Genomic DNA, 22,130 nt, shown 5'->3' with positions numbered 1-22,130 from the left:
TACACGAATTGTAAATGTCGTTTTGAGTGTAATTTTTGGCAAAATAGATAAAAGGAGCATTTTTAATTTTGTTTCGTATTTAATATATAGTTCAAAATGAAAAAAATATATGCCTCCTTTATGGGTGTAATGTTGGTTGTGTTGACCAGTTTTGTGATGGCTCAAGAACATAAAACACAGGTTTTGGTCCTTATTCACTCAGATCATGGCGGCACATATGAGCTGGCAAAAGAAATTGTGAAAGGTGTTGAGCGCAGTGGTAAGGTACAGGCTGTCGTTAAACTGGTAAAAAAATCACCCGATCCAAAACTTATCGGCCTTGCTGTCGCAACAGTAGAAGAACTGCCTAATTATGACGGAATTGCTTTTGGATCACCCGTATATTTTGGTAATATAAGTACCGGAATGAGCGAATTTCTGGCAAAAACAGTCGATCTGTGGTCCAAACATGCATTGGAAGGAATTCCTGCAACAGTGTTTATGTCTGCGGGCAGTGGTGCGGGGAAGGAATTGGCTCTGCAGTCATTCTGGAATACTCTTGCTGTACATGGGATGATTCTGGTCCCTACGGGGATTCAGGGGAATGATAAAATAGATAAGTCTATTCCACAGGGAAATACTGTCCTTGGGACAACAAGTCTTGCTTCATTGCCCAACACCCAAAGACCAAGCAAGAGTGAACGCTATCTGGCCGAGTTGCAGGGAATGAACTTTGCGAAAGTTGCCTCAGGCTTGGTAGGCATACGAAATGGCAAAACGCTTAACGAAATCGGTAAAATAACAGATTTGGACAACGAACAGTCCGTTAATAATCGCTTGAAGGAAAAACATATTGTACTTCCAAAAGTTCCCCAGCCTGCTGGAAATTATCAACCCTATGTCCGTGCCGGAAATTTAGTCTTTATCAATCAGGTTGCACTTAAGGATGGTAAAATATTTAAACCGGGAAAATTAGGCATGGAGGTCAGTGAGCAGGAGGTCAAAGAGGCTACCGAAATTACGATGCTAAATGTGCTTTCTGTGCTTAATGATGCAGTAGGTGGAGATCTGAATCGAGTGAAACGCTGTGTGCAGCTAACAGGAATTTTTAATACCGAAGACCGTTATAGTAAACATGCCGATCTAATGAATGTAGCATCGAATCTTGCTGTCACTATCTTCGGCGATAATGGGAAACATGCCCGTGCAACTTTTGGTGCGTCATCTTTACCCATAAATTCATCTGTTGAGATACAGGCAATCTTCGAGATTGATTAGCCAGGGCGCTATTTATCCATTCATCAAATAGCAGATATTGTCCTTTAAAAGGAGATTTCGCTCTTTGGAAGATAAATAAAAATGCCAATGTGATAAACATTGGCATTACCTTTACGTCCTATAAAGTTTCAGGGATGTTATTCAACTTCACCTTTATATTTGACTGTACCATTGACATACAAATCTGATTTTTTTGCATCATATTTATAAATATCCTTTTGGTACAGGTTATCTTCCGTTTTATTCAGAATAACAGTTGTTTTATTGTCATCTGGCAAAAATAGTTCCATTTTTGATTTATCATCGTTTGCGACAACAAATGCACTGATGACAGCATCTCCCGCTTTGGTACCAACAGGATTCAACCGCATTCCGACATTAAACACCTGAATACATCCCTGCTTAACCTCACTCCAGGTTTGACCCGCGCCCACAAGACACCCATGTTCATCTTTATCTCCGCCAATAGATGGTGTTTCTTCTTTGGCCTGATCTTCCGTGCTCTCAGTAGATTTTGATTGCTGTGCATTGTTACATCCTGCAAATAGGACCACACTCAGTGCTAGAATCACTATTTTTTTCATTTGAATCGGTTTTTCTATATGTTCTGATTCTGCTGTGCAATAAATATACCATATTTGTTAAATTGTACTTTTTATCTAAATAAATTAAGCGCTGCATAAATATTGCCATAGGGCAAGTTAATTTAGTACGCTGTTTATTAATATTGTCTTGCAGCTGATAGGTTACTATTGTCTTGCGGCAATCAGATCTGCCAGACGCAGCAGATGATCGAAATATAAATAGGAAAGACAATGATCAATAGATAGAACGTATTTAGCCTAAAAATATAACATATGGAAGCTACAGACTCAATCAGGAATACTCTCGTTTCAGTTGTTTTGGTGGAAAGACCAATCGAAGATGTTTGGAAACATTGGACCTTTACCGGATCCATAAAACAATGGAACATTCCATTTGATGATTGGCATTGCCCCCTTGTGACAAACGATTTTAGGGAAGGAGGGCAATTTAATTTTCGAATGGAGCGAATGGAAGACGGAGCGGGCTTTGACTATTGCGGCGTGTATAACCGCATTATCCCATTAGAATATATTGAAAGTACCAGTGCAGGGAGAAACTGCATTGTCGAATTTCAGGCAATAGATAACAATACAATCATTAGGGAAACATTTGAGCCGGATACAAAAACCCCTTTAGACCTTCAACAAAAATTTACTGACTCTGTTCTGACCAACTTTAAAAAATTTGTGGAAAGCAGATAAATTTTTCCCTAAATAGGCCAAAGTAATTAATATTGAATTATGGATATATTGGACAATCACTCAGGCTATTCGCCAGCGAATGGAATAAAACTATATTATGAAATCTACGGATCGGGCAAACCGCTGATACTTATTCATGGCGGTGGTTCTTCAGGTTTTTTTGATTTTGAGGAAACAGTGAAACGGCTGCAGAATCAGTACCAATTGATTCTGCTGGATATGCAGAATCACGGAAGGTCGGCACATCGAAAAGTCCCCGAAACATTTGAGCAGGATGCAGAGGACATTGTAGCAGTATTGGATCATCTCGCCATAGATAAAGCTTCATTTTTTGGTTTCAGTAACGGTGCGACCACTATTTTGAAACTCGCTTCTCTTTTTCCTAATCGGGTAGATAAAGTGATCGCAGCTTCCGGTAATACAAAAAGGGCAGGGTTATTAGATGGTTTTTTTGAGAGTATGTCAGCTTCAACAATCGAGGTGATGCCGCCTTACCTGAAAGAAAACTTTTTGAAGTTAAACCCTGATTACGAAGATTTTAGAAATATGTATGAAAAAGACAGCCAACGAATGATAAATTTTCGGGATTTTGAAGCCGGAGCTTTAGAAAATATATCATGTCCTGTATTTCTGATAGCAGGGGATCAGGATGTGGTGAAGGGAGAGCATTTAGCGGAAATGCAAAAACAGACCCCAAATGCCCGTCTCATGATCTTACCCGCCAATCATGGAAACTATATGATGAAAGGTTTCAACGGTGAGTTTGATGAAGGATTAATTGATTTTACCATTTTTCAGGTTCGAAAATTCCTGGAAGCCCAATAGCAACTTACTGCAGCGATAACCTATGCATTAACGATTCGATTTTAGGACGGTGATTGTTACACCTAGTGCCGCATACTTCGTTCCAGACTTCGCATACGTTGCTTATTTTTGCCATCTACACGGGAAGCAACCGCCCAAATAGCAGCCGGTAGCCAACCTAGAATAGTGAGCTGAAGAATTAAACAAATAATTCCACTGAAAATTTTGCCTCTTAAAAAAAAGGATAACCAAGGAAGTAACACTGCGATCAAGATCATATCAATTGATTTATAAAAGAGCAATAACTTATGTTAAAATAATGTACGTTTATCTGGCTATAGATAGCTTTGATGTTCAAAGCAAAAATCGGTAATAATTAGAAAGAAAGCAAATAACAATGGTGAAAATTACTGTTACTTGCCTCAATATGAAGATCGTTGCAAATACTGCCACTGCCGGTGTGGTGAGTCATTATTTGGCAAATCGATAAAAATGTTAAGAAATCTTAAAGTTTTCTGTTTCTAATCTTCTTTTGAAAATTTAGTGGAGGAGTGGCACCAATGTTGATGTTCCCCTGTCGAATATTTTTAGATGCAGTTTACAATCGAATAAATGACGGAACAAATGAAAGAGAGCAAAAACATTATTGATATTTTGGACAATAAATATAAGGCTTATTTAGAAGATGAAGGAAAATGGCTTAATGAAGGGTTCAGAAATATTTTTACCGAAGGTGAAGCCAACAGAGAAAATCTAAAAACACCAGTTTACCTGATGTTGCCTGAAGAAATACGGGAATATGTGGATCAACTGTTATTAGATCATTTAAGTTAGAAAGAAGGGAAAGAGCTAATTCTCAGCAGATTTTTCTACGCATTTAAGATCTCCTTCTTCCTTCTGGGGTTTGACGAGATTCCTTATACCGAATCTTTTGATCGTTTGATAAATCTGCTGTTTTTCTTTTCTGCTCAGCACATTCAGCATGGTCAGCATCTCTTTGCCTTGCGTGGTCTCAAGTTCGAGTCTCGTTCCCGTCCAGATACTCGCTATTATTCGGATATCGACAATTTGCACAAATGGAACAAAAACCAATAAATCCACGTCCGTTAATGCCTTTTTTAATACCGGATTACCGGACATTCGTTTGAAATAAAAACCCCGTATATCTGTTTTTGCACGAACGGCTCTTTTCTTGTTTTTCAAAACCCAAAAACCGGTAACAATACAGATAAGTTTTAATGGAATCGCTACCATAACATGTAAAAAAGGGGCAATATCGATGCTTAATGTCGCTAGACCAATGAGCACCAAAATGACGGCGATAGTGACCCTTTTCCAATTTGGTGGATAATAAATCTTTTCAGACTGAACCTCATTAACCATAAGCTCTTTACTATTTTTGATAAATATAAAGGTGTAAATTAATGCGAATATGCTGTTTTTACAATCCGTCCGAAAAGATTTTATATTCGATCATACACCAAATTGTCGCAGATGATGATCCATGTGCTTATAGACTAAAATACCAATTTCTTCGGTATCCATTTTTCCGAAAAAGTCATGGATAAAATCAGGATTTGAATAGTGACCATAGGATTCAATTTGCTCCGTCCAGTTTTTTTTCTGAGAAGCAGTGACCTGACCCTTATTGTCCTTAACAGCGAAAATACCTGCAGGTACATTTTTTTTCAGCGGTTTATCATCTTTTATCATGCCTTTTAGAGCCATTTTTCCGAATATCTTCCCAAGGAATTCCTGTTTGTAATGATGTTTGTTCCTACCCAGAATCCAATCATTCCAGATTGTACAATGTTTGATCATTTGATATACATTCATTTTTCCCCATTGTGCTGTGTTATTGGGCGTGAGGAGCTCAATTCTTTGAATCAGTTCCGCTCTTGCTGTGGTGTTGAATATTGTTTTCATCTTTTTTTTTTATAAAGTTAGGACGGATATCGCCACTTATCACCACGTAAAAATGACATTTGAAGGTGGTTTTCGTGCCAAAAATTATGCGTAAATTTAAAAAAGGGAATAACATTAATTATTTGCAGATGAAACATATATCGGTCATTATTTATAACTCTGTGTTGTCGACGGCAGTGTCCAATACAGTTGCTTTACTCATGAGTGCAAATGAAGCCGCGTTAAAAAGGGGGATGCCGATGCCATTTGAAATTGAATTAATTGGAGTCGGTACAAAAACAGTACGGTCCATTCTACCGATTCAATTTTATTGTACAAGAACACTTGGAGAGGTGTACCAGACAGATGTGATCATAATTCCGCCCATGAATGTAGCTGTGGAGCAAATTGAATCATTTTTAGAAGACAACCGGGAGTTGATCACTTGGCTTAGCGATAAATATGAGCGCAGAACGGAAGTGATCAGTCTGTGCACCGGAGCCTATTTTTTGGCAGAAAGTGGATTATTGGATGGCATGTCAGCAACCTCACACTGGGGAGCTATAATAGATCTGGCCAATAGATATCCCAAAATCGTATTTAAACCCGAGCATGTGGTTACTCATTCCAAAGCAATTATCACAGGTGGTGGTGGTTTCTCAGCGTTAAATGCAGTGCTCTATTTTATCGAAAAGAATTGTGGTAAAGAAATTGCAATCGAGCTCAGTAAATTCTACGCATTGGATTATGGGCGTACTTCACAGAATATATTTTCAGTTTTTTCGGGGCAACGTCTTCACGATGATCAAGATATCCATAGAGCGCAGAGCTATATCGAAGAAAAGATAAAAGCAGATATCTCGGTCGAACAGATCGCTGATCACGTCAATATGAGCAAACGGAATTTTATCCGTCGATTTAAGAATGCAACACGACTGAACCCTATTGAATATATTCAACGAACAAAGATAGAGGTGGCCAAGAAAGCGCTGGAAATGGGAAATGCAAATATTGCCGATGTCACCTATAGTATCGGTTATAATGATCTAAAGACCTTCCGCAATTTATTCAAGAAAATAACGGGATTGACCCCTATGGATTATAGAAACAGATACAAAGGTCAATTTGAGGAAGCCCCGATTGTTTCGGAATAAAAGACCCCTTCTGTCTTTGTTTAATGACTTTAACCAGTAATGGCAACGCACTGGACTGTCCGACATCTCAAATCTGGATGATGAGGTGAATTCGTTTTAAGGATATTTTTGCCCGTATAAATCAAAATATTTACTAAAATGAATTATCAAATTAAAAAAGCTAGTCTCGAAGATCTGGAACAGACCGCAGAACTGTTTAACCTCTATCGGATGTTTTATCGGCAGGAATCGAATCTTGAAAAAGGGAAGGTCTTTTTAAAAGAACGGCTTCTGAATAGCGAATCGGATATTTTTCTAGCGATAGTAGACGGTAAAGCGGTGGGGTTTGTACAGTTGTATAAACTGTTTCATTACACTAAACTAGAAATGCAATGGCTACTGAGTGACTTATTTGTTCATCAGGACTATCGTGGTAAAGGACTCTCTGTAGCACTCATAGACCGGAGTAAACAATGGTGTGCGGAAACCAATGCCTGTGGGTTGATGCTCGAAACCGAAAAAACAAACGACATCGGCAATACGCTATATCCACGTTGTGGATTTGAATACGATGGCGTTCACAACTATTATCATTGGTGGAATAAAAAGTAAACTATATTTTGTCTAGTCCTTAGCATCATCTGATTATTTGGACTAGACTTTTTTATGAATTTACAGTTAAGCTAGTATTTGATGCCGGTGGTGATTGAGGTGGGTCACATAATCGGCCATCAAAAACGCGAGCGTTAGATCGTTACATTTTCGCATTGTCAGACCTCTTGTAATCAGCGTCCTGAATAGAAATAAAAGCTGCTTGTTGAGTGATAACCATAAGTCCGTAAGCTGTTTAGTCTCTGACTGCTGATAATTTGCGCTTTCACAAAAGTCATCCTGTGCGTAAAAAATCTGCGGGTTTTCTTCAGATTGTGCTCTTATAAACCGGAGATAGTTTGTCATGGCGCTATCTATCAGGTGCCCTAAAATTTCCTTTTTGCTCCATTTTTCAGGAACTGACTTCTCATTAAATGTGATGGTATTAATAGCCGAAAGTTCTGCAGGAAAAGTATTAATGAGAACTTCAAATTTATGTATAAAATCGTCCATTTTTATTGAATGTTAATATGCTGATAGTTTTGTGTTAAGTAAATAGATGGATTGTTAATTTTTCAAAAAATAAATACTTTGTTTGAAATTTGACAAAACAATTTTACTGCAAGTCTTATTTAGAGATAAACTGTTATTGCTAATTAATAAATAAAAATTCATGAACAGAAATCAATTTGTTTTTAAATCCATTTCATGGTTTGGATTAATGGCATCCCTATGGTTTACGGGGTGTCAAAAGCAGGTATTATCGACGAATGAGGATGATGCAGCGAATCGTTTAAATCAATTAAAAGCGCAGGCTGCAGCTGTATCAACGAATGCTGTTGTAGAATGGAATCAGGAACGTCAAAAAATAGACGGTTTTGGTGCCTTTGGCGGTCGTATTGTTCCCTTCTTTGAATCTCCGAAGAGAGACAGTATTTTAGACTATCTTTGGGGTAATTCGGGGCTAAAGTTGAATATCCTGCGGGGTAAGGTGTTACATACCTATCCATTCAATCAACAGAATCGAGCGGTAACCATTAGGCCTGCGGGGGTTGATATCGATGTCGCAGTTAGCAGTCCTGCTTATCAGGCGCTCTCAGCAGATGCGCGTGAGCATCTAGGACAACTTTGGATATTAAAAAAGGCCAAGGAAAGATTTCAGGTTCCGATTGTTATAGCAAGTACCTGGACACCGCCGCTTTATATGAAGACGAATCCCAATAGTATCAGCGCTAAATGGTTCAATGGACTTAACCTGAATACATCTTCAACGCTATTTGCCCGTTATCTAGCCGGTTTTGCTAAAGCCTATCAAAATGAAGGCATAACAATCAACGCCATTTCACCAAGCAATGAACCTGAAAATGTGTTTTCGGATTGGGATGCATCTTATTGGGCGTCGAACAAACTGGGTGAGTTTATCACAAATAACCTAAGGCCGGCATTAAATGAAGAGGGTCTACAGAGTACAAAAATCATTTCTTCGGAAAATGCTGCATGGGGGACAGCCAATACCTTCCTTTCTGGAATGGACCGAAGTAATGTCGATATTCTAGCGGGACATGGTTATGTTGAAATAACGGAGTTGATCGGCGGAAAAAGAGGTTTCAACCAGAATCCATCAAAGTGGACGTTTGCTACAGGTGGCAAACCAATGTGGGTAACGGAAGCTTCGGATGATGGCGGAAACTATGATGCCGGAATTGAAGGTGGACTGAAGTTGGCTGTTAACATGCACAAATTGCTTGCAGACTGTGATGCCAGCGCTTATGTGTTTTGGCTCGGGATGTTAGCATTTCAAAATAATGAAGCATTGATCTGTACACGAAGTGACGGTTCATTAGAATTTACCAAAGCTTATGATGTGATGGGGCATTATTCTAGATTTATTAAAGCGGATTACAAACGTATCAATGTGGCGGTACAAAATGCCAATGGACTACTCCTGTCCGCGTATAAAGATCCGCAGACGGGTAAATTTGCGATGGTCGTGACCAATACAGGCAGCAGCAGTGTTCCGTTGGATATCAATCTGTCGGGTTTTGTAGGAGGACAATTATCCAATTACCAGACAACAGCAACCAGCGCAGGACATTGGGGGCTGGTCGGTGTTATTGCGCCAGCGGCGAATGGTGTATATAGTTTAAACATTCCGGCAAAGAGTGTGTCGACACTCGAAGGAACCAAACAATAAGGATATAAATGGAAGCGGGCGTGTTCAAAAAGTGGAGACACTCCCGTTTTCCTTTCTCTTTACTTCCGACGGCCTTGTTGAAATCCGTAAATGTTTAGATGGTTCGTTGTTACTTTTTAACAGTTTCTATTCTTTTCTAATAAATGCGTCTTCTTCTTCGGATAACGATTGACGTTTTTTAAATCAGTTTGTACGGATTGTAAATATTACTGTTAACCTAACGCTGTACTCATTATATTTGGATATCTTTTGCCGCTGGTTTAAGATTGAAAATGAAAAGATAATTTTGAGCAATTTTACCCATGAAGCTATTTAGTTCTATAAAAAAAAGTCTCCTTTTCTCACTGCTTTTCTCGACGCTGTTATATTCTTGTCAATCTCAGGATCCGGATGTTGTATTCTTGGATAAATTGGATAAGACGTTTGATGTTTCAACCTTTTATGCGCCGAAAATAAAAAAAACGGAATCCATGCTGGCTTCTGATGTGAAAGAGATGGATAAGAAAGCGTTAAAAGAGGCTTTTGAGACAGCCATGTTCAAGAAAGATACGATGGCAATTTTTGATAGTGAAGGAAGCTTGCCAACGCCATTTTATCTGGAGTCTACCTCGGGTTGGGGAACAAGGAAATTAAAACCGAAGAAATATTATGGCTATCGCTATACTACGGTGTCCTACAACGAAAAGAAGGATACCTTGGCCATGTTGAATGGTGTTGCTTTTCCTGCGTTAGCTATGGCGGAAGATAATGATGGTAAGTTCGCTTATTTATATGCGACTAAAACATCAAAAAACAAAACCGATTACCAGCGTCTTCAGGATTTTCTACAAAAAACATATACAGCCCTCCACATATCAGAAGAAGCTGGTTCTGGGGTAAAAGGTTGGGAAAGTCAAGATTTCTATTATTTTTTAACGAAGAAAGATAGGACGGAGGAGGAGATTTTCTCGTTTGGGGAATCCGAAGATGAACGTCCAACGACGACAGCTATTTCTGATATACTTCTGGAAATTTTTAGTAAAGAATATATTCAGGATATGCGGAAAGAACAGGTCTATTTGAGAGATTATATTCCCGTTGTTAAATAAGAAAAGATTAGTTTGAACGGCGGTTATACAGCATTTTTTGAAATTTGTTTATATTTACGTCTTTGTTTTTAGGAAATCAATCAAACTAATCTTATTATTTCTATGCCCGATACAACAGCCTCTACCTCTGCTTATGCCGATACCAAACCACATTATACTGTGCTCGACGGCCTGCGTGGTGTTGCAGCTATCACAGTCGTATGCTTCCATATTTTTGAAGCCTTTGCAACCAGCCACCTGGATCAACGTATTAACCACGGTTATCTAGCAGTCGATTTTTTCTTTATGCTCTCTGGATTTGTTGTAGGTTATGCTTATGATGACCGTTGGGGAACGATGACGACCATGGATTTTATCAAACGGCGGATGATAAGACTTCATCCCATGGTTGTCATGGGGGCGATCATCGGTGCTGTTATGTTCTACTTTCAGGGGTGTTCAGTATGGGATGTGTCCAAGGTGACTGTTTCGGCTTTATTGCTGGCTACGGTATTGAACGCACTACTGATCCCTGCCCTCCCTGGACATGAAGTAAGAGGCTTAGGGGAGATGTTCCCACTCAATGGCCCGAGCTGGTCTTTATTTTTTGAATATATCGGTAATATCCTTTATGTTTTGATCATCCGTAAATTTTCAACAAAAGCACTTGGCGCACTTGTCGTCGCTGCAGGCTGTGGATTGGCTATATTTGCGATCTGGGGCCCCTTGGGCGATATCTGTGCGGGGTTTTCACTGACCGGAACAGAATTTACAGCAGGATCACTACGTCTTTTATTTTCTTTTACAGCGGGACTGTTTTTATCACGCGCATTTAAACCCCTTCGAATGAAAGGTGCATTTTGGATCTGTAGTATTATCCTTGTTTCACTTTTGGCGGTTCCTCGTATTGGGGGAGCTGAAAACCTCTGGATGAATGGGCTCTACGATACCCTTTGCTGTGTGCTTGTTTTTCCACTGCTTGTTGTTTTAGGGGCTTCAGGAAAAGGGGACGGCTTTACGAAAAGCCTGTCTAAATTCTTGGGAGACATCTCTTACCCCTTGTATATGGTGCACTATCCTTTTATTTATTTGTATTACGCTTGGGTGAAAAATGAAAACCTTAGCTTTGAGGAATCATTGCCCGGTGCTGCAGCGGTAGTAATTGGTAGTATCGTACTTGCATATTGCTGTTTGAAACTATACGATATCCCTGTACGAAAATATTTGACGCAGCGATTTTTAAAATCTAAGGGATAAAACCCGAAATAAAGATTAAGATAGCCAGTCGACAAATTGATGTTAACTGGCCTATTATCTTTTTAAACGATTATTTTTGAAATGCTCCAATCGCAATGCGATTTGCTTCTGATCTCGCCTTTCCGCTCAAATCCAGCGCGCCATTGATCGCTTGACTAATAAAGTTGCCCTTGTCAAGGGCAGGAGATGAATTCTGTAATCCAAAATGTGCTTGTGCCGTTGATATAAATCCAGGATCCTGCCCAAAGATCGCATGCGTATCCCCAATAAGCGTTGATTTCCAGGTTTGTTGATCTCGGATAACTTTCCCATTCCATATCCACTGATATTCTCCTGTACTGAAGTATAAATTGTAGTCAATCCTATTGGATTTACCTGTATTGGTATATTTATGAATAAATACGCTATTGGGCTGTGCTACAATAATATTATTTTGGATGATGTTATCTGTGCAGTTCTCAACAAGTCGTATTTCACCTTCAATTTCGTCAAAATATCCCTTGTCGATATTATTATTAAATAAGGTGTTATTCACAACATAACAATTCAGCGTGCCACCACCGGTGTAATTTAGATAGCCACCCAGGCTTATCCCTGCGAGTGAGTTGTTATAGACCTCGTTATTTCTTACAATACAGTCACGTGTAGGGAAATTATCGGTTTCACTGACTAATCCGATTCCCCGGCCACAGCGATAGACACTGTTTCTGTCAACAATGATATCCCGGGCGCCATCGATGTAAATCCCAATTGCCCCGTTATGCTGGGCAAACGCGGGAATGGGACCAGTTCTACCGTCAATATCATAGACTTGGTTTTGGCTGATCAGTCCATTCCGTACATAGTTCAGGCTTGCAGTGGCATTGGCAGTATAACCTCCAGCTGCAACAATACCAATATTTTCACCATTGTACACTTTGTTCCGTCTAATCGTAAAGCCATCCACATAGCCATTGATGGTGAGGTTTTCGGAATAACCCGTATTACAGTCATGGATCGTGTTATCCTCTACAATAATATCCTGTAAGGCTTCCGTGGTATTGCCGATGACCAGAATGCCGTGTCCGCTTCTGCCATCCTCTGGACTGGCATTGTTCTCGATATGATGGACTCTATTATTTCGTATGGTAATGTTTTTCGAACCTTGATCAATAATAATCCCATTTACATCATTGTCCTTGGTCTGTGTTTTAAAATTTCGGATTTCAAAACCGTCAAAATGAATAAATCGGGCATTTCTGATCGTTACCAATGCTTCTGTGCCGGAGATGGATAGTCCTTCGCCATCAATGGCCACAGCTTCATTGGGATAGGGTTTTATCGTAATGAGTTTCGCTGAACTTCCTGATTTTGAAATCAATAGTTTCTCACGGTAGGCACCTTCACGCACAAAAATTGTGTCGCCCGGTGATATTGCATCTAAAGCACGTGAGATAGTACGAAAGGGTTTGCTCTCGGTTCCCTTGTTCTGGTCATTACCTGTGACCGAAACGTACCTGCTTTTTTGAGGGCCGGATTCGGTCTGAATAGGTTCGAGATGATCAGCATGATTGCATGCCGCGCACAATAGCAAACCTTGCAATAGTGCGTAGCTCAACGAAAATAGATGCTTAAAAATCATATAAAGTCATTTGAAATTTGAAGAAGTTGTCTAAGGCATAAAAGTGAAGCTTCTGAGGATGCATGAATTGAAAAGATATTGTCGGGGATTCAAACAAAAATCAAAAAAGAGGGGTGTCCGATCGCCCTGTTTCGGACACCCGCTAATTTATTCTGATATAATCTTTCGGACACTATTATTTTTCTTGTCGATGACATAGACTGTACCATTTTTGTCTACGGTAACGCCTCCAGGCACGTTAAATGAGGCAGCCTCGCCAACGGCATTTGTAAAACCTGCGATATTGGATCCCGCAAATGTACTTACTTGGAATGTTTTCCCATCCACAAAACGGACACTCTGATCGGGGGAACCGCTATCGCCGCCGGCAGTACCGTTTCCGGCAACATACACATTGTTTTGGCTGTCGGCCGCAATACCCCAAGGGAGTGCAAATTCAGCCGCCGTACTAACACCATTTTTATAACCATATTTACCTGAACCGACAATGATGGTAGGCTTCCAGGTTTTAGGGTCGTATTTTCTGATTTGGTTATCGCCATGTAGACAGATGTATAGACTGCCATCCGGACCGCAGGCCATACCTGCTGGAAAATTCAATCCATCGATGACAGTCGTCACGGCTGTACCATCTGTATTTAATTGATAAATAGGAGCAGGGGAGGTAACCGAATTATAGTATAGCTTTTTTGCAGTTCGATCATAGGCTATAAACCAAGGTTCTCTCGAAGCCCAGGCGACAAGTTTTGCCGTTCCATCGGGTGTTATCTTGCGGATATCCCAGTTTCCCGGATCGACACAATACAGATTACCCTGTTCATCAATGGTCAATCCATAAGGAAGGCTGAAGCGTGCTTCACCGCCTTTTCCGTCTGCAAAACCAGCATTACTTGGGGATCCGGCTAGTGTAGTTACATTTCCAGCAGGATCTATTTTACGGATACAGTGATTGCCGGGGTCACTGACATAGACATTTAATGCGTCATCTACAGCGATACCGCCATTGCGGTACCAGGACTCACCACCAAAATTGAACTTCGCATCAGCACCTTTTCCATTAGCGAATCCCGCTGCTCCGTTGCCCGCCAAGGTACTGACCGTTCTTTTATAGATATAGCTGTAGCTATCTTTGGATGTTCCTGTTTTCCCCCCAATAGAGACTTCAATAGGTCCGCTACCAGCTCTTTTAGGGACTATTGCCATGATCTGGGTACCGTTTGAGCCAACGATTTTTAAAGGTATACCATTGAGTTTAACGGAAATTGCAGTTGTATCCGTTGTAAAGTTCTCACCATTGATCAGGACTTCTGTTCCATAGACACCTTGCTTTGGAAGGAAATCCGTGACAACAATGGCTGCATTGGGATCATGTGTTGCACCCATATTATCTTTCTTACATGAAAATATTCCCGCCAATATCACCAAGGAGAGGAGGGGGAAGAATAAATTCCTTTTATATATTAATTTCATCTGTTAATAATTTTTTTCCATCCGCCAGATGGAGCTTTTCCTATTTAAAATTTACATGTATCGGTATGATAAAAACAAAATTTCAACTAGAAAGGGTTCATAAATAGTGAAAATTAAAACCTTAATTACCAGCCTGGATTTTGAACAAGCGCCGTGTTCTTGTCGATATCATCCTGTAAAATAGGGAACATATACATTTTATCATCCCAGAATCTGTTTTGCAATAAATTTCTTCTGTAAAAATCCTGGTAAAAAAATCCTTGATTGTTATCGTTTGAAGCGATATTCATCCGGTATATTGCTCGAGAGGACGGGTTTCCCATCATCAGTCGACGAATGAGGGTGAAATAACGGTCACCTTCAAACGCTAGCTCAATTTGTCGCTCGTGAAGAATCCATTTACGCTGTTCATCTTTATTGCCTACTATCTGCGGATATACTGTTTCCAGTTTAGGTAAACCGGCCCGTTGACGTATCAGGTTCAGATAGGTCAGAATATCAGGATGGCTCGGATTAACTTCATTTAGAGATTCCGCGTAGTTTAAATAGATTTCGGCCAGACGGATATGGATATACGGACGATATGCGGGACGATCCTGGCGAATATTAGTAGCTGGACTGACATTTTTTTGTGCAAGGTATCCGGTTTTATCTGCACTATTTGAATTCTGGGCCAATCCGGCTTTTCCCGAATAATAAAACTCAGCTCTTCCCCGTCCATCCTTGTTGGCATCCGACGAAAAGAAGTTGCGGTCATCGGCTGTCGGAGCGGGTAGTATAGGCTTACCATTATAAAGAATATTGACATAAAATCGCGCTTCACGGTTTACATACATATTTGAATTGCCGGCGATGTATCCTCTATTGACACCATCGCGGCTCTTGCCCCACTCGGCTGGATCATCTGTTGCTACGAAACCATCCTCCCGATAACCAGAACTGGGATCATCAATGGTTTTGCCATTACGCATCAGGTGGGCATCCACAACATTTTGTGTGGCATTCATCATGGCAATCCCGCCGGGTTCAGGTGCACTTCGTTTCTCATGCCCCCACTGCCAAGTGTCTGCTTTGTGCGTGGAAAAAATAATCTCACTATTCCAGTTTGTTAAGAAGAGGTTACGGAATGACAGGTAAGGATCGAATTTTGAATCGCCTTCATCCAGATTAGTAAAGAGCTTATAAGCATTTAAGTCAATAACAGCTTTTGCAGCATCAGCGGCCAATTGCCATTTATTGGCATCGTTCTGTAAAGGGGCGAGGGCCTTACCATCTTTGTTTTTGAAATTTGCAAAACGTGGATTCCCATTCCATAAGGGGCTTGCAGCCCATAGCGCTACTTGTGATTTTATGGCTAAACAGGTTCCTTTACTTGGACGACCGTAATTGGACGAGGCGGACCATACCACAGGAAGGTCTGCTGCGGCAAGATCCATCATGCTATTAATGTAATCGACGCATTCCTGAAATGAATTGCGGGGATATTTGTTGAAATCTTCATTCAAACCCAATGTCCCTTTCAACAATACCGCTGGGCCATATTGACGTAGCAATTTCCAATAGTACCAGCCCCGCAAAAACCTTGCTTCGGCTTTGTATTGTACTTTAAGTTCTGTGCTCAGTGCGCCTTCAGGAACTTTGTCGATGTTTTCCTCAAAAATAAATGATTGCCTAATGGCAGTATATGCATTATTCCAATAATGTTGCCAGTACATGCTTTGTGGATTCCAGTTCCCGACAGCCATTTGCCGAACATTCACAACGGGTATATTACATGAGGTTTCGTCGCTGGCTCCGAGGGTAGTAAAATCGTCTACGGGCGTTTCGATATAACTATATATCTGATTTAAGTAAGATTCCGCATTGGCCCTGGTTTCCCAAACCATGTCTGAAGTGAGGAGGTTATCGGGTTTCTTATCCAAATAATTACAGCTTTGCATATTTTGGCATAAGGCTAGCGCTAATAGACCTGATGCAATATATTTTGATGATATCTGTTTCATGGTTATTGTATAGATTTAGATTAAAACTGTGCCCGAACGCCAAAGGTGATCATGCGATTTAATGGATATTTGGCGCCGTTGCTTCCCAATTCGGGATCCCAGAGCTTGAATTTGCTAAACGTCAGGAGGTTTTGGCCTGATGAATACAGATAAAGCGAAGTGAAACCAAGTTTGTCCAATCCTTTTGCTTTAATATTATAGCCCACAGAGGCTTGTTTCATACGTATATAAGCCCCATCTTTTAACCAGTGTGTACTGTTGATATAATTGTTGTCACTGCCGCTGGCCATGGTAAGACGTGGGTAGTAAGCATCCTGGCGTGGGTTGTCTGCGGTCCAACGGTCCTCAACAATTGACATGGTATTGTTCGGGTAGATTCCCAAACCAGAAAAAGGGAGAACCCCGACACCATTGACTCCCATACCTTTTCCCGGAATTTCACTGCCATTGGCCATGATACCTACGTCAGCGACTCCTTGAAAGAATATGGAAAGGTCAAAGTTTTTATACGAAACGGAAAAACCGGCACCATATAACCAGGAAGGAAACCAAGATTTTCCAAGGTAGGTTCTGTCATAGGGGTCAATGATATTATCGTCCTCGGCGTTTAAGTTTTTGTAACGGATATCTCCCGGAGATACTGGGCTAAACTTTTGCTGAGGAGCGGACTCGACTTCTTCTTTGTTCATAAAGTAGCCCATGGCAATATGCCCTTGGTATTCGCCAAAGCGTGTTCCGGTCATTGATTGATAAGCATAACGTCTGACCGGTTCATCCGCAAATACAATTTTATTGCGGCTATAAGTCACATTGCCAAAAAGGCGGAGCCCAACATCCCCAAATTTATCGTTATATTCAATACTGGCATCCATACCCTTATTGTCCATCTCACCTTTGTTGGCATAGACTGCTAGACTATTGTAACCAGCGATGGAAGAAATGGATCCCCTACGGATCAGAATATCTTTTCGGCGCTCGGCGAAACCATCAAAGATCAGGTTGAGCTTGTTCCATAGCCCGATTTCAAGACCAATTCCGGTTTTATAGGATTTTTCCCAGGTGAGATTTTCTACACCCATTACATTTTCGGTTTTTCCGCCGGCCCAGGCCCCATTAAGACCAAAACCTGTAGAACCACCGCCACCGATTTGAGTTAAATAGGGAAAGCGTCCGCCAGCTCCAATATTGTCGTTTCCGACAATGCCATAGGATCCCCTGATTTTTAATAAGCTAAATGTCTTTTTCAATGGCTCAAAAAATTCTTCATTGGAAATCACCCAGCCAGCCGAAGCAGAAGGAAATAAGCCAAATTTCTGACCTTTTTCGAAATTTTCAGACCCTGTATAACCCGCGTTAACTTCGGCAAGATATTTATCGCGAAATCCGTAGGTAATCCTTCCGGCCAGACTTTGATTGCGGTAGGGAATAGAGCCAATAACGTCACCGGCCAAACTGACCAAACGGTTACGCATATTATAGAGAAACATCCCACCGATTTTGTGGTCATTGAAAGTACGGTCATAGTTTAAATTACCTTCAAGATACATGACGCGTTGGCCAGAAGATTCTTGGCTGTAGTCTAAAAATTGCTGACCGACCCTGCTTTGGTTAAAAATGAGTTCCCCTTCAGGAGTTCTGCCTGTCGCCTGCCATAGATCATTTTTCCCTGACCGACGGTTGTTGAATTCACCATAACTGTCAAAGGAAAACCGGGCATAGGCGGATAATCCTTGTGTGATTGCATCTAATTTTTGATTAATGGTCAACACGGACTGTACGATGGGTTTAAATTCGCTAGAATAACCATTGTTTTGAACTTCATTTAATGGATTGGCACCGCCACCACTCAGTGGTCCGGCCCATTTACCGTCCGGATATTGAATCGGATAGGCGACGGGCGTAGTCGCATAAGCCAAATACCACAAATCACCCGCAGCGATACCGGGGTAGCGGGAGTTAACCAACATCCCCGTTAAGTTGAGTTGAACGGATGTGGTTTTTGATAAATTGACATCCACATTACTCCTGAAATCATAGCGTTTGAAATCGAGATTAGGATTGTAATTGTTTAAGTTACTGACCTTATAAGGGCCTGTTTGATTATAGTACGATCCCGAAATATAGTATTTCACCGATTCACCACCACCGGTAATATTGATGTTGGCATTGGTGAGCATGGAATTCTTCTTATATACTTCATCAATCCAGTTCACATTGGGATATATATAGGGGTCCAACCCACTTTTTGTTTTTTGGATCAATTCATCAGAATAGGTTGGGGGCAAGCCCATATTTGTTCTTGCTTCATTCTGCAGTTCCATATATTTTACGCCATCCAACATTTGTGGCGTTTTTGTAAAACCTGAGAAGCCGGTCTCCGCCTTAAAGGAAATCTTTGGTTTACCGGCAACACCTCTTTTGGTGGTAATAATCATTACGCCGTTGGCGCCCTTAGCACCATACATGGCCGTGGATGAAGCATCTTTCAATAGGGAAATACTGGAAATATCTTCGGGATCAATATTATTGAAAGATCCCCCGAAACCACCATTGACATCATCACGCTGTACACCATCAATAATGATTAGTGGGGCAACATTTCTTTCCCCAGTAAAGGTCCCGATTCCACGGATTGTAAAGGTCGAATTGTCATAACCGGGTTCACCACTCGACTGTACGGAGATAATGCCAGCAACTTTACCGGCTAAAGCATTTGATAAATTGGGAACCGGTGTACGCATATCGGCCATATTTACCGAACTTACAGCACCCGTGACATTGATTTTTTTCTGTGTACCATAACCTACGACAACAACATCATCCAGATTATTATTGGCCAATGCCAAGGCTATATTTAAATGGCTCTTGTTATCTGCTTGTCGTTCAGTAGGCTCATAGCCTACGTAGGTGAATGTCAGGACCACTTGACCGGATCCGGATGGTGGAGCAATGGTAAAATTTCCGTTGCCATCAGTTGTCGTTGTGATCTGGGTATTTTTTATGCGTACAGTTACACCGGCTAGTGGGTTTCCCTGTTGATCTTTGACCGAGCCATTGATAGCTTTTTGATTTTCGATAAGCTCTGCGGTACGAGCTGTTCCCGTCGATTCTTTTGGACGTATTATTAACGTCTTTTTGATGACCTCAAACTCAAGTGCCTGATTTCGGAACAGGGCCGTCAGCGCTTCATTCAATGTTGCATTTTCCAGATTAAGCGTAACAGGGCTCGCTTTCTTGATCAGCTTTGAATCGTAAAGCAGGTCAAGCTGAGCTTGTTTGCTGATTTCCGCGAGAACGAGATCGACCTTACTATTTTTAAAATGTAGGTTCATTTTTTGGCTATAAACCGGAATTTTAGCCTGAACAACGCCAAAAAATGCGAGCAGTAGATAGAACTTCATAATCAATAGGGTCTTAATTAAGAACATATACTGTTCTTTTCCCGGTATTATTTTCATAATTTTGTTAAGAATTAAAAGGTTAATTAATTTTTGACAGAAAATTTTTAAACTCTATTCGTAGCCGGGATGTGACAGCATCCCGGCTTAAGTTTTCGATTTATCTTTTTGTGACGTAGATCCTCCTTTCCACAACTTTAAATTTGATTGATTTTGTTAATTCGAGAAGTGATAAGATCTCTTCGATATTTTCTCTTCGGGAGACTTTCATCTTTAGGTTTACATCATCCCAGTCATTTCCCTGAAATATAACTTCGGCATCATACCATTGCGCGACATCCGCCATAATAGTTTTGATATTTTCATCTTTGTAAATAAAATAGTTGTTCTTCCAGGCGATTTCAGATTCGGCATCAAATTGATCTATTTGAATACCTGAGGCAGATATCTTCGCTCGCTCGCCGGGTTTGAGCATCGTCTGGCCTGCTTTTGACGTTAGACTTACTGACCCTTGGAGCAGGGCGACTTTTGCAACATGGAGGTTATCCCTATCGGATACATTAAATTTGGTACCCAGTACCCGGACTCCAAATCCATTACCCTCAACAATAAAAGGTTTGTGTTTTGATTCAGCAACTTCGAAGTAAGCTTCTCCCTTGACCTGAACGAGGCGACGGTCAGCAGCAAAATGTTCCGGGAAAATCAGGCTACTCTCGGCATTGAGCCATACTTTGGTGCCATCTTCTAAATTGATCTGATATTTACCACCTTTCGGGGTTGCTAAGGTGACAAGTTGAGATTCCATATTTTTTTTCTCGGCCTTTACCTGATAACTAATAATGCCTTCCTGATCAATTTTGAATAACAACTTTCCAAAAGGAACAGTGTCTCCAACCTGTTGTTGCTGTAGATCCAGACTGCTGCCGTCTGAATTTTTCAAAGAAGCTTTTTCGGCACCCGGATTCAGGTATGTCCGCTGATTTGTCACTTGTAAGTCGGCATTCCGACCTTTAAAAAAATAATATCCAGTAATGCTGGAAACAGCCAATAATAAGGAGGCTGCGTAGGGGAGGTAACGACGGAAAATGCTTGTTTTTTTTGTATTGTCGGCGTGTACGTGTATAAGTTGCTCTACGTTTAACTTAATTCGGTTTTCCATATTTTCTGCCGGGCCAAATTTATCTTCGTCCCAAGTAGCATCATGATATGCATCCAACAGGCTGTCATCTACTTCACGCAATTCTTCTTCGGAAGATTGCTTGCGCAAAATTTCCTTGATTAAGTCTATAATTTCAGGTTTTTTCATGAAATCTATAATTGATTCGTTCTTATAGAGTTCATTTTTTCAATTAGCCCCCAAAAGGATTTTCGTTTTTTTTTTAAAAGAAAATATAAAAGAGTCTTTTATTAGATTGTAATCGTAGTAAGGTTTTGTGTTACAGTCTTTTGCTAGAAGAAGAAAATTTGAAAAAAGATGTGCATATTCTGCATACCCTGTTTTAATCGTTTCAATGCAATAGAAATTTGGTTTTCTACAGTTTTTACGGAGATATTCAGCTTTTCGGCAATTTCCTTATGGCTTAGCTGTTCCATTCTACTGAGGTAGAAGATCTCCTTGCATTTATCAGGAAGCTGGTTGATCATTTGATCCAGATAATCCAGCAATTCTGTGTACTCCAATTTTAACAATGGATTGAATGAATCAACATAGTTCTCATCTAAATCTTTAAGTTCGATATGATCCATCTTTTTTTTGACATTTCGGAATACTTCATAACGAATACAGCCAAATAGATAAGTTTTGATGGAATATTTAAGATTTATTTTCTCTCTGTTTCGCCAGATATTGATAAATACGTTTTGAACAAGTTCCTGACATACTTCGGGATCCTGCATGGTGACAGATGCCGTTTTGAACAGTGGCTGCCAAAAGCGGTGCATCAGATGTTGTAACGCCCTTTCCTCACCTTGACAAACTGATTCAAAAACTTGTTGATCCGAACAGGCAGAGAAATTCATAGTTTAATTCTGTTTACAATAGGTATCCCACAAAAACCTGTTCAAAGTAAGTATAAAATAACAACAAAACAAAATCTAATCCGCTGGTCCCATGATCCGCAACTGGAGCCGATGTGTTGCCCGAT

At 40.5% G+C, this 22,130-nt stretch carries 20 protein-coding genes; 9 read left to right on the top strand and 11 right to left on the bottom strand.

Features of this window, described 5'->3' with window-relative positions; all coding sequences use genetic code 11:
- The first annotated feature begins 96 nt into the window (after positions 1-96).
- Positions 97-1,257, top strand: coding sequence for an Atu1372/SO_1960 family protein (locus tag HMAT_RS09240; protein WP_104382431.1), 1,161 nt, complete (start codon positions 97-99; stop codon positions 1,255-1,257).
- A gap of 137 nt (positions 1,258-1,394) precedes the next feature.
- Here HMAT_RS09240 and HMAT_RS09235 read toward each other — a convergent pair whose 3' ends face one another.
- Complete coding sequence (locus HMAT_RS09235) at positions 1,395-1,841, bottom strand: hypothetical protein (protein WP_104382430.1); 447 nt, start codon at positions 1,839-1,841, stop codon at positions 1,395-1,397.
- Between the two features lie 273 nt (positions 1,842-2,114).
- Between HMAT_RS09235 and HMAT_RS09230 the strand changes: the two genes are divergently transcribed.
- Complete coding sequence (locus HMAT_RS09230; RefSeq protein ID WP_104382429.1) at positions 2,115-2,543, top strand: SRPBCC domain-containing protein; 429 nt, start codon at positions 2,115-2,117, stop codon at positions 2,541-2,543.
- Between the two features lie 39 nt (positions 2,544-2,582).
- A complete protein-coding gene (locus tag HMAT_RS09225) occupies positions 2,583-3,368 on the top strand; it encodes an alpha/beta fold hydrolase (RefSeq protein WP_199768580.1) in 786 nt (261 codons plus the stop codon).
- A 62-nt stretch (positions 3,369-3,430) separates the two neighbouring features.
- On the opposite strand, the gene HMAT_RS09220 is transcribed toward HMAT_RS09225, so the two are convergent.
- On the bottom strand, positions 3,431-3,625 hold the full coding sequence (locus HMAT_RS09220) for a YqaE/Pmp3 family membrane protein (protein WP_104382428.1): 195 nt from the start codon (positions 3,623-3,625) through the stop codon (positions 3,431-3,433).
- 346 nt (positions 3,626-3,971) lie between these two features.
- Between HMAT_RS09220 and HMAT_RS09215 the strand changes: the two genes are divergently transcribed.
- Positions 3,972-4,181: a hypothetical protein gene (locus HMAT_RS09215; RefSeq protein WP_158655683.1), complete on the top strand. Its 210-nt coding sequence runs from the start codon at positions 3,972-3,974 to the stop codon at positions 4,179-4,181.
- Positions 4,182-4,196: 15 nt separating this feature from the next.
- Here the strand turns inward: HMAT_RS09215 and HMAT_RS09210 are convergent, their stop codons facing one another.
- Positions 4,197-4,730 carry a hypothetical protein gene (locus HMAT_RS09210; RefSeq protein WP_104382426.1) on the bottom strand — a complete coding sequence of 178 codons (534 nt, stop codon included), beginning with the start codon at positions 4,728-4,730 and terminating at the stop codon, positions 4,197-4,199.
- A 90-nt stretch (positions 4,731-4,820) separates the two neighbouring features.
- On the bottom strand, positions 4,821-5,273 hold the full coding sequence (locus HMAT_RS09205; RefSeq protein ID WP_104382425.1) for a DUF1569 domain-containing protein: 453 nt from the start codon (positions 5,271-5,273) through the stop codon (positions 4,821-4,823).
- A gap of 128 nt (positions 5,274-5,401) precedes the next feature.
- On the opposite strand from HMAT_RS09205, the gene HMAT_RS09200 reads away from it, so the two are divergent.
- Positions 5,402-6,406 carry a GlxA family transcriptional regulator gene (locus tag HMAT_RS09200; RefSeq protein ID WP_158655682.1) on the top strand — a complete coding sequence of 335 codons (1,005 nt, stop codon included), beginning with the start codon at positions 5,402-5,404 and terminating at the stop codon, positions 6,404-6,406.
- A gap of 138 nt (positions 6,407-6,544) precedes the next feature.
- Positions 6,545-6,997, top strand: a complete 453-nt coding sequence (locus HMAT_RS09195) for a GNAT family N-acetyltransferase (RefSeq protein ID WP_104382423.1) — start codon at positions 6,545-6,547, stop codon at positions 6,995-6,997.
- 66 nt (positions 6,998-7,063) lie between these two features.
- On the opposite strand, the gene HMAT_RS09190 is transcribed toward HMAT_RS09195, so the two are convergent.
- Positions 7,064-7,489, bottom strand: coding sequence for a DinB family protein (locus HMAT_RS09190; protein ID WP_104382422.1), 426 nt, complete (start codon positions 7,487-7,489; stop codon positions 7,064-7,066).
- Positions 7,490-7,649: 160 nt separating this feature from the next.
- On the opposite strand from HMAT_RS09190, the gene HMAT_RS09185 reads away from it, so the two are divergent.
- The 3 genes from HMAT_RS09185 (at position 7,650) to HMAT_RS09175 (ending at position 11,494) form a co-directional block, all read left to right on the top strand.
- Complete coding sequence (locus HMAT_RS09185) at positions 7,650-9,170, top strand: glycoside hydrolase (RefSeq protein WP_233789159.1); 1,521 nt, start codon at positions 7,650-7,652, stop codon at positions 9,168-9,170.
- 302 nt (positions 9,171-9,472) lie between these two features.
- Complete coding sequence (locus tag HMAT_RS09180) at positions 9,473-10,258, top strand: hypothetical protein (protein ID WP_104382421.1); 786 nt, start codon at positions 9,473-9,475, stop codon at positions 10,256-10,258.
- A 102-nt stretch (positions 10,259-10,360) separates the two neighbouring features.
- A complete protein-coding gene (locus HMAT_RS09175; RefSeq protein WP_104382420.1) occupies positions 10,361-11,494 on the top strand; it encodes an acyltransferase in 1,134 nt (377 codons plus the stop codon).
- Between the two features lie 70 nt (positions 11,495-11,564).
- Here the strand turns inward: HMAT_RS09175 and HMAT_RS09170 are convergent, their stop codons facing one another.
- The 6 genes from HMAT_RS09170 to HMAT_RS09145 form a co-directional block, all read right to left on the bottom strand.
- The gene (locus HMAT_RS09170) at positions 11,565-13,115 is read right to left on the bottom strand and encodes a nitrous oxide reductase family maturation protein NosD (protein WP_104382419.1); all 1,551 of its coding nucleotides are present in this window, start codon (positions 13,113-13,115) and stop codon (positions 11,565-11,567) included.
- A 147-nt stretch (positions 13,116-13,262) separates the two neighbouring features.
- Complete coding sequence (locus tag HMAT_RS09165; RefSeq protein WP_104382418.1) at positions 13,263-14,585, bottom strand: IPT/TIG domain-containing protein; 1,323 nt, start codon at positions 14,583-14,585, stop codon at positions 13,263-13,265.
- A gap of 125 nt (positions 14,586-14,710) precedes the next feature.
- Positions 14,711-16,588 (bottom strand): RagB/SusD family nutrient uptake outer membrane protein, encoded by a 1,878-nt coding sequence (locus HMAT_RS09160; RefSeq protein ID WP_104382417.1) that lies wholly within the window; start codon positions 16,586-16,588, stop codon positions 14,711-14,713.
- Between the two features lie 20 nt (positions 16,589-16,608).
- Positions 16,609-20,046 carry a TonB-dependent receptor gene (locus tag HMAT_RS09155; RefSeq protein ID WP_104382416.1) on the bottom strand — a complete coding sequence of 1,146 codons (3,438 nt, stop codon included), beginning with the start codon at positions 20,044-20,046 and terminating at the stop codon, positions 16,609-16,611.
- A gap of 100 nt (positions 20,047-20,146) precedes the next feature.
- Positions 20,147-21,292, bottom strand: coding sequence for a FecR family protein (locus tag HMAT_RS09150; protein WP_104382415.1), 1,146 nt, complete (start codon positions 21,290-21,292; stop codon positions 20,147-20,149).
- Positions 21,293-21,435: 143 nt separating this feature from the next.
- Positions 21,436-22,005, bottom strand: coding sequence for an RNA polymerase sigma factor (locus HMAT_RS09145; RefSeq protein WP_104382414.1), 570 nt, complete (start codon positions 22,003-22,005; stop codon positions 21,436-21,438).
- Between the last annotated feature and the right edge of the window lie 125 nt (positions 22,006-22,130).

It is taken from the genome of Sphingobacterium sp. HMA12 (genome assembly GCF_002933815.1).
Classification (GTDB): Bacteria; Bacteroidota; Bacteroidia; order Sphingobacteriales; family Sphingobacteriaceae; genus Sphingobacterium.
The sequence above is the reverse complement of the archived record's forward strand: the minus strand, read 5'-3'. Positions and strand labels throughout refer to the sequence as shown.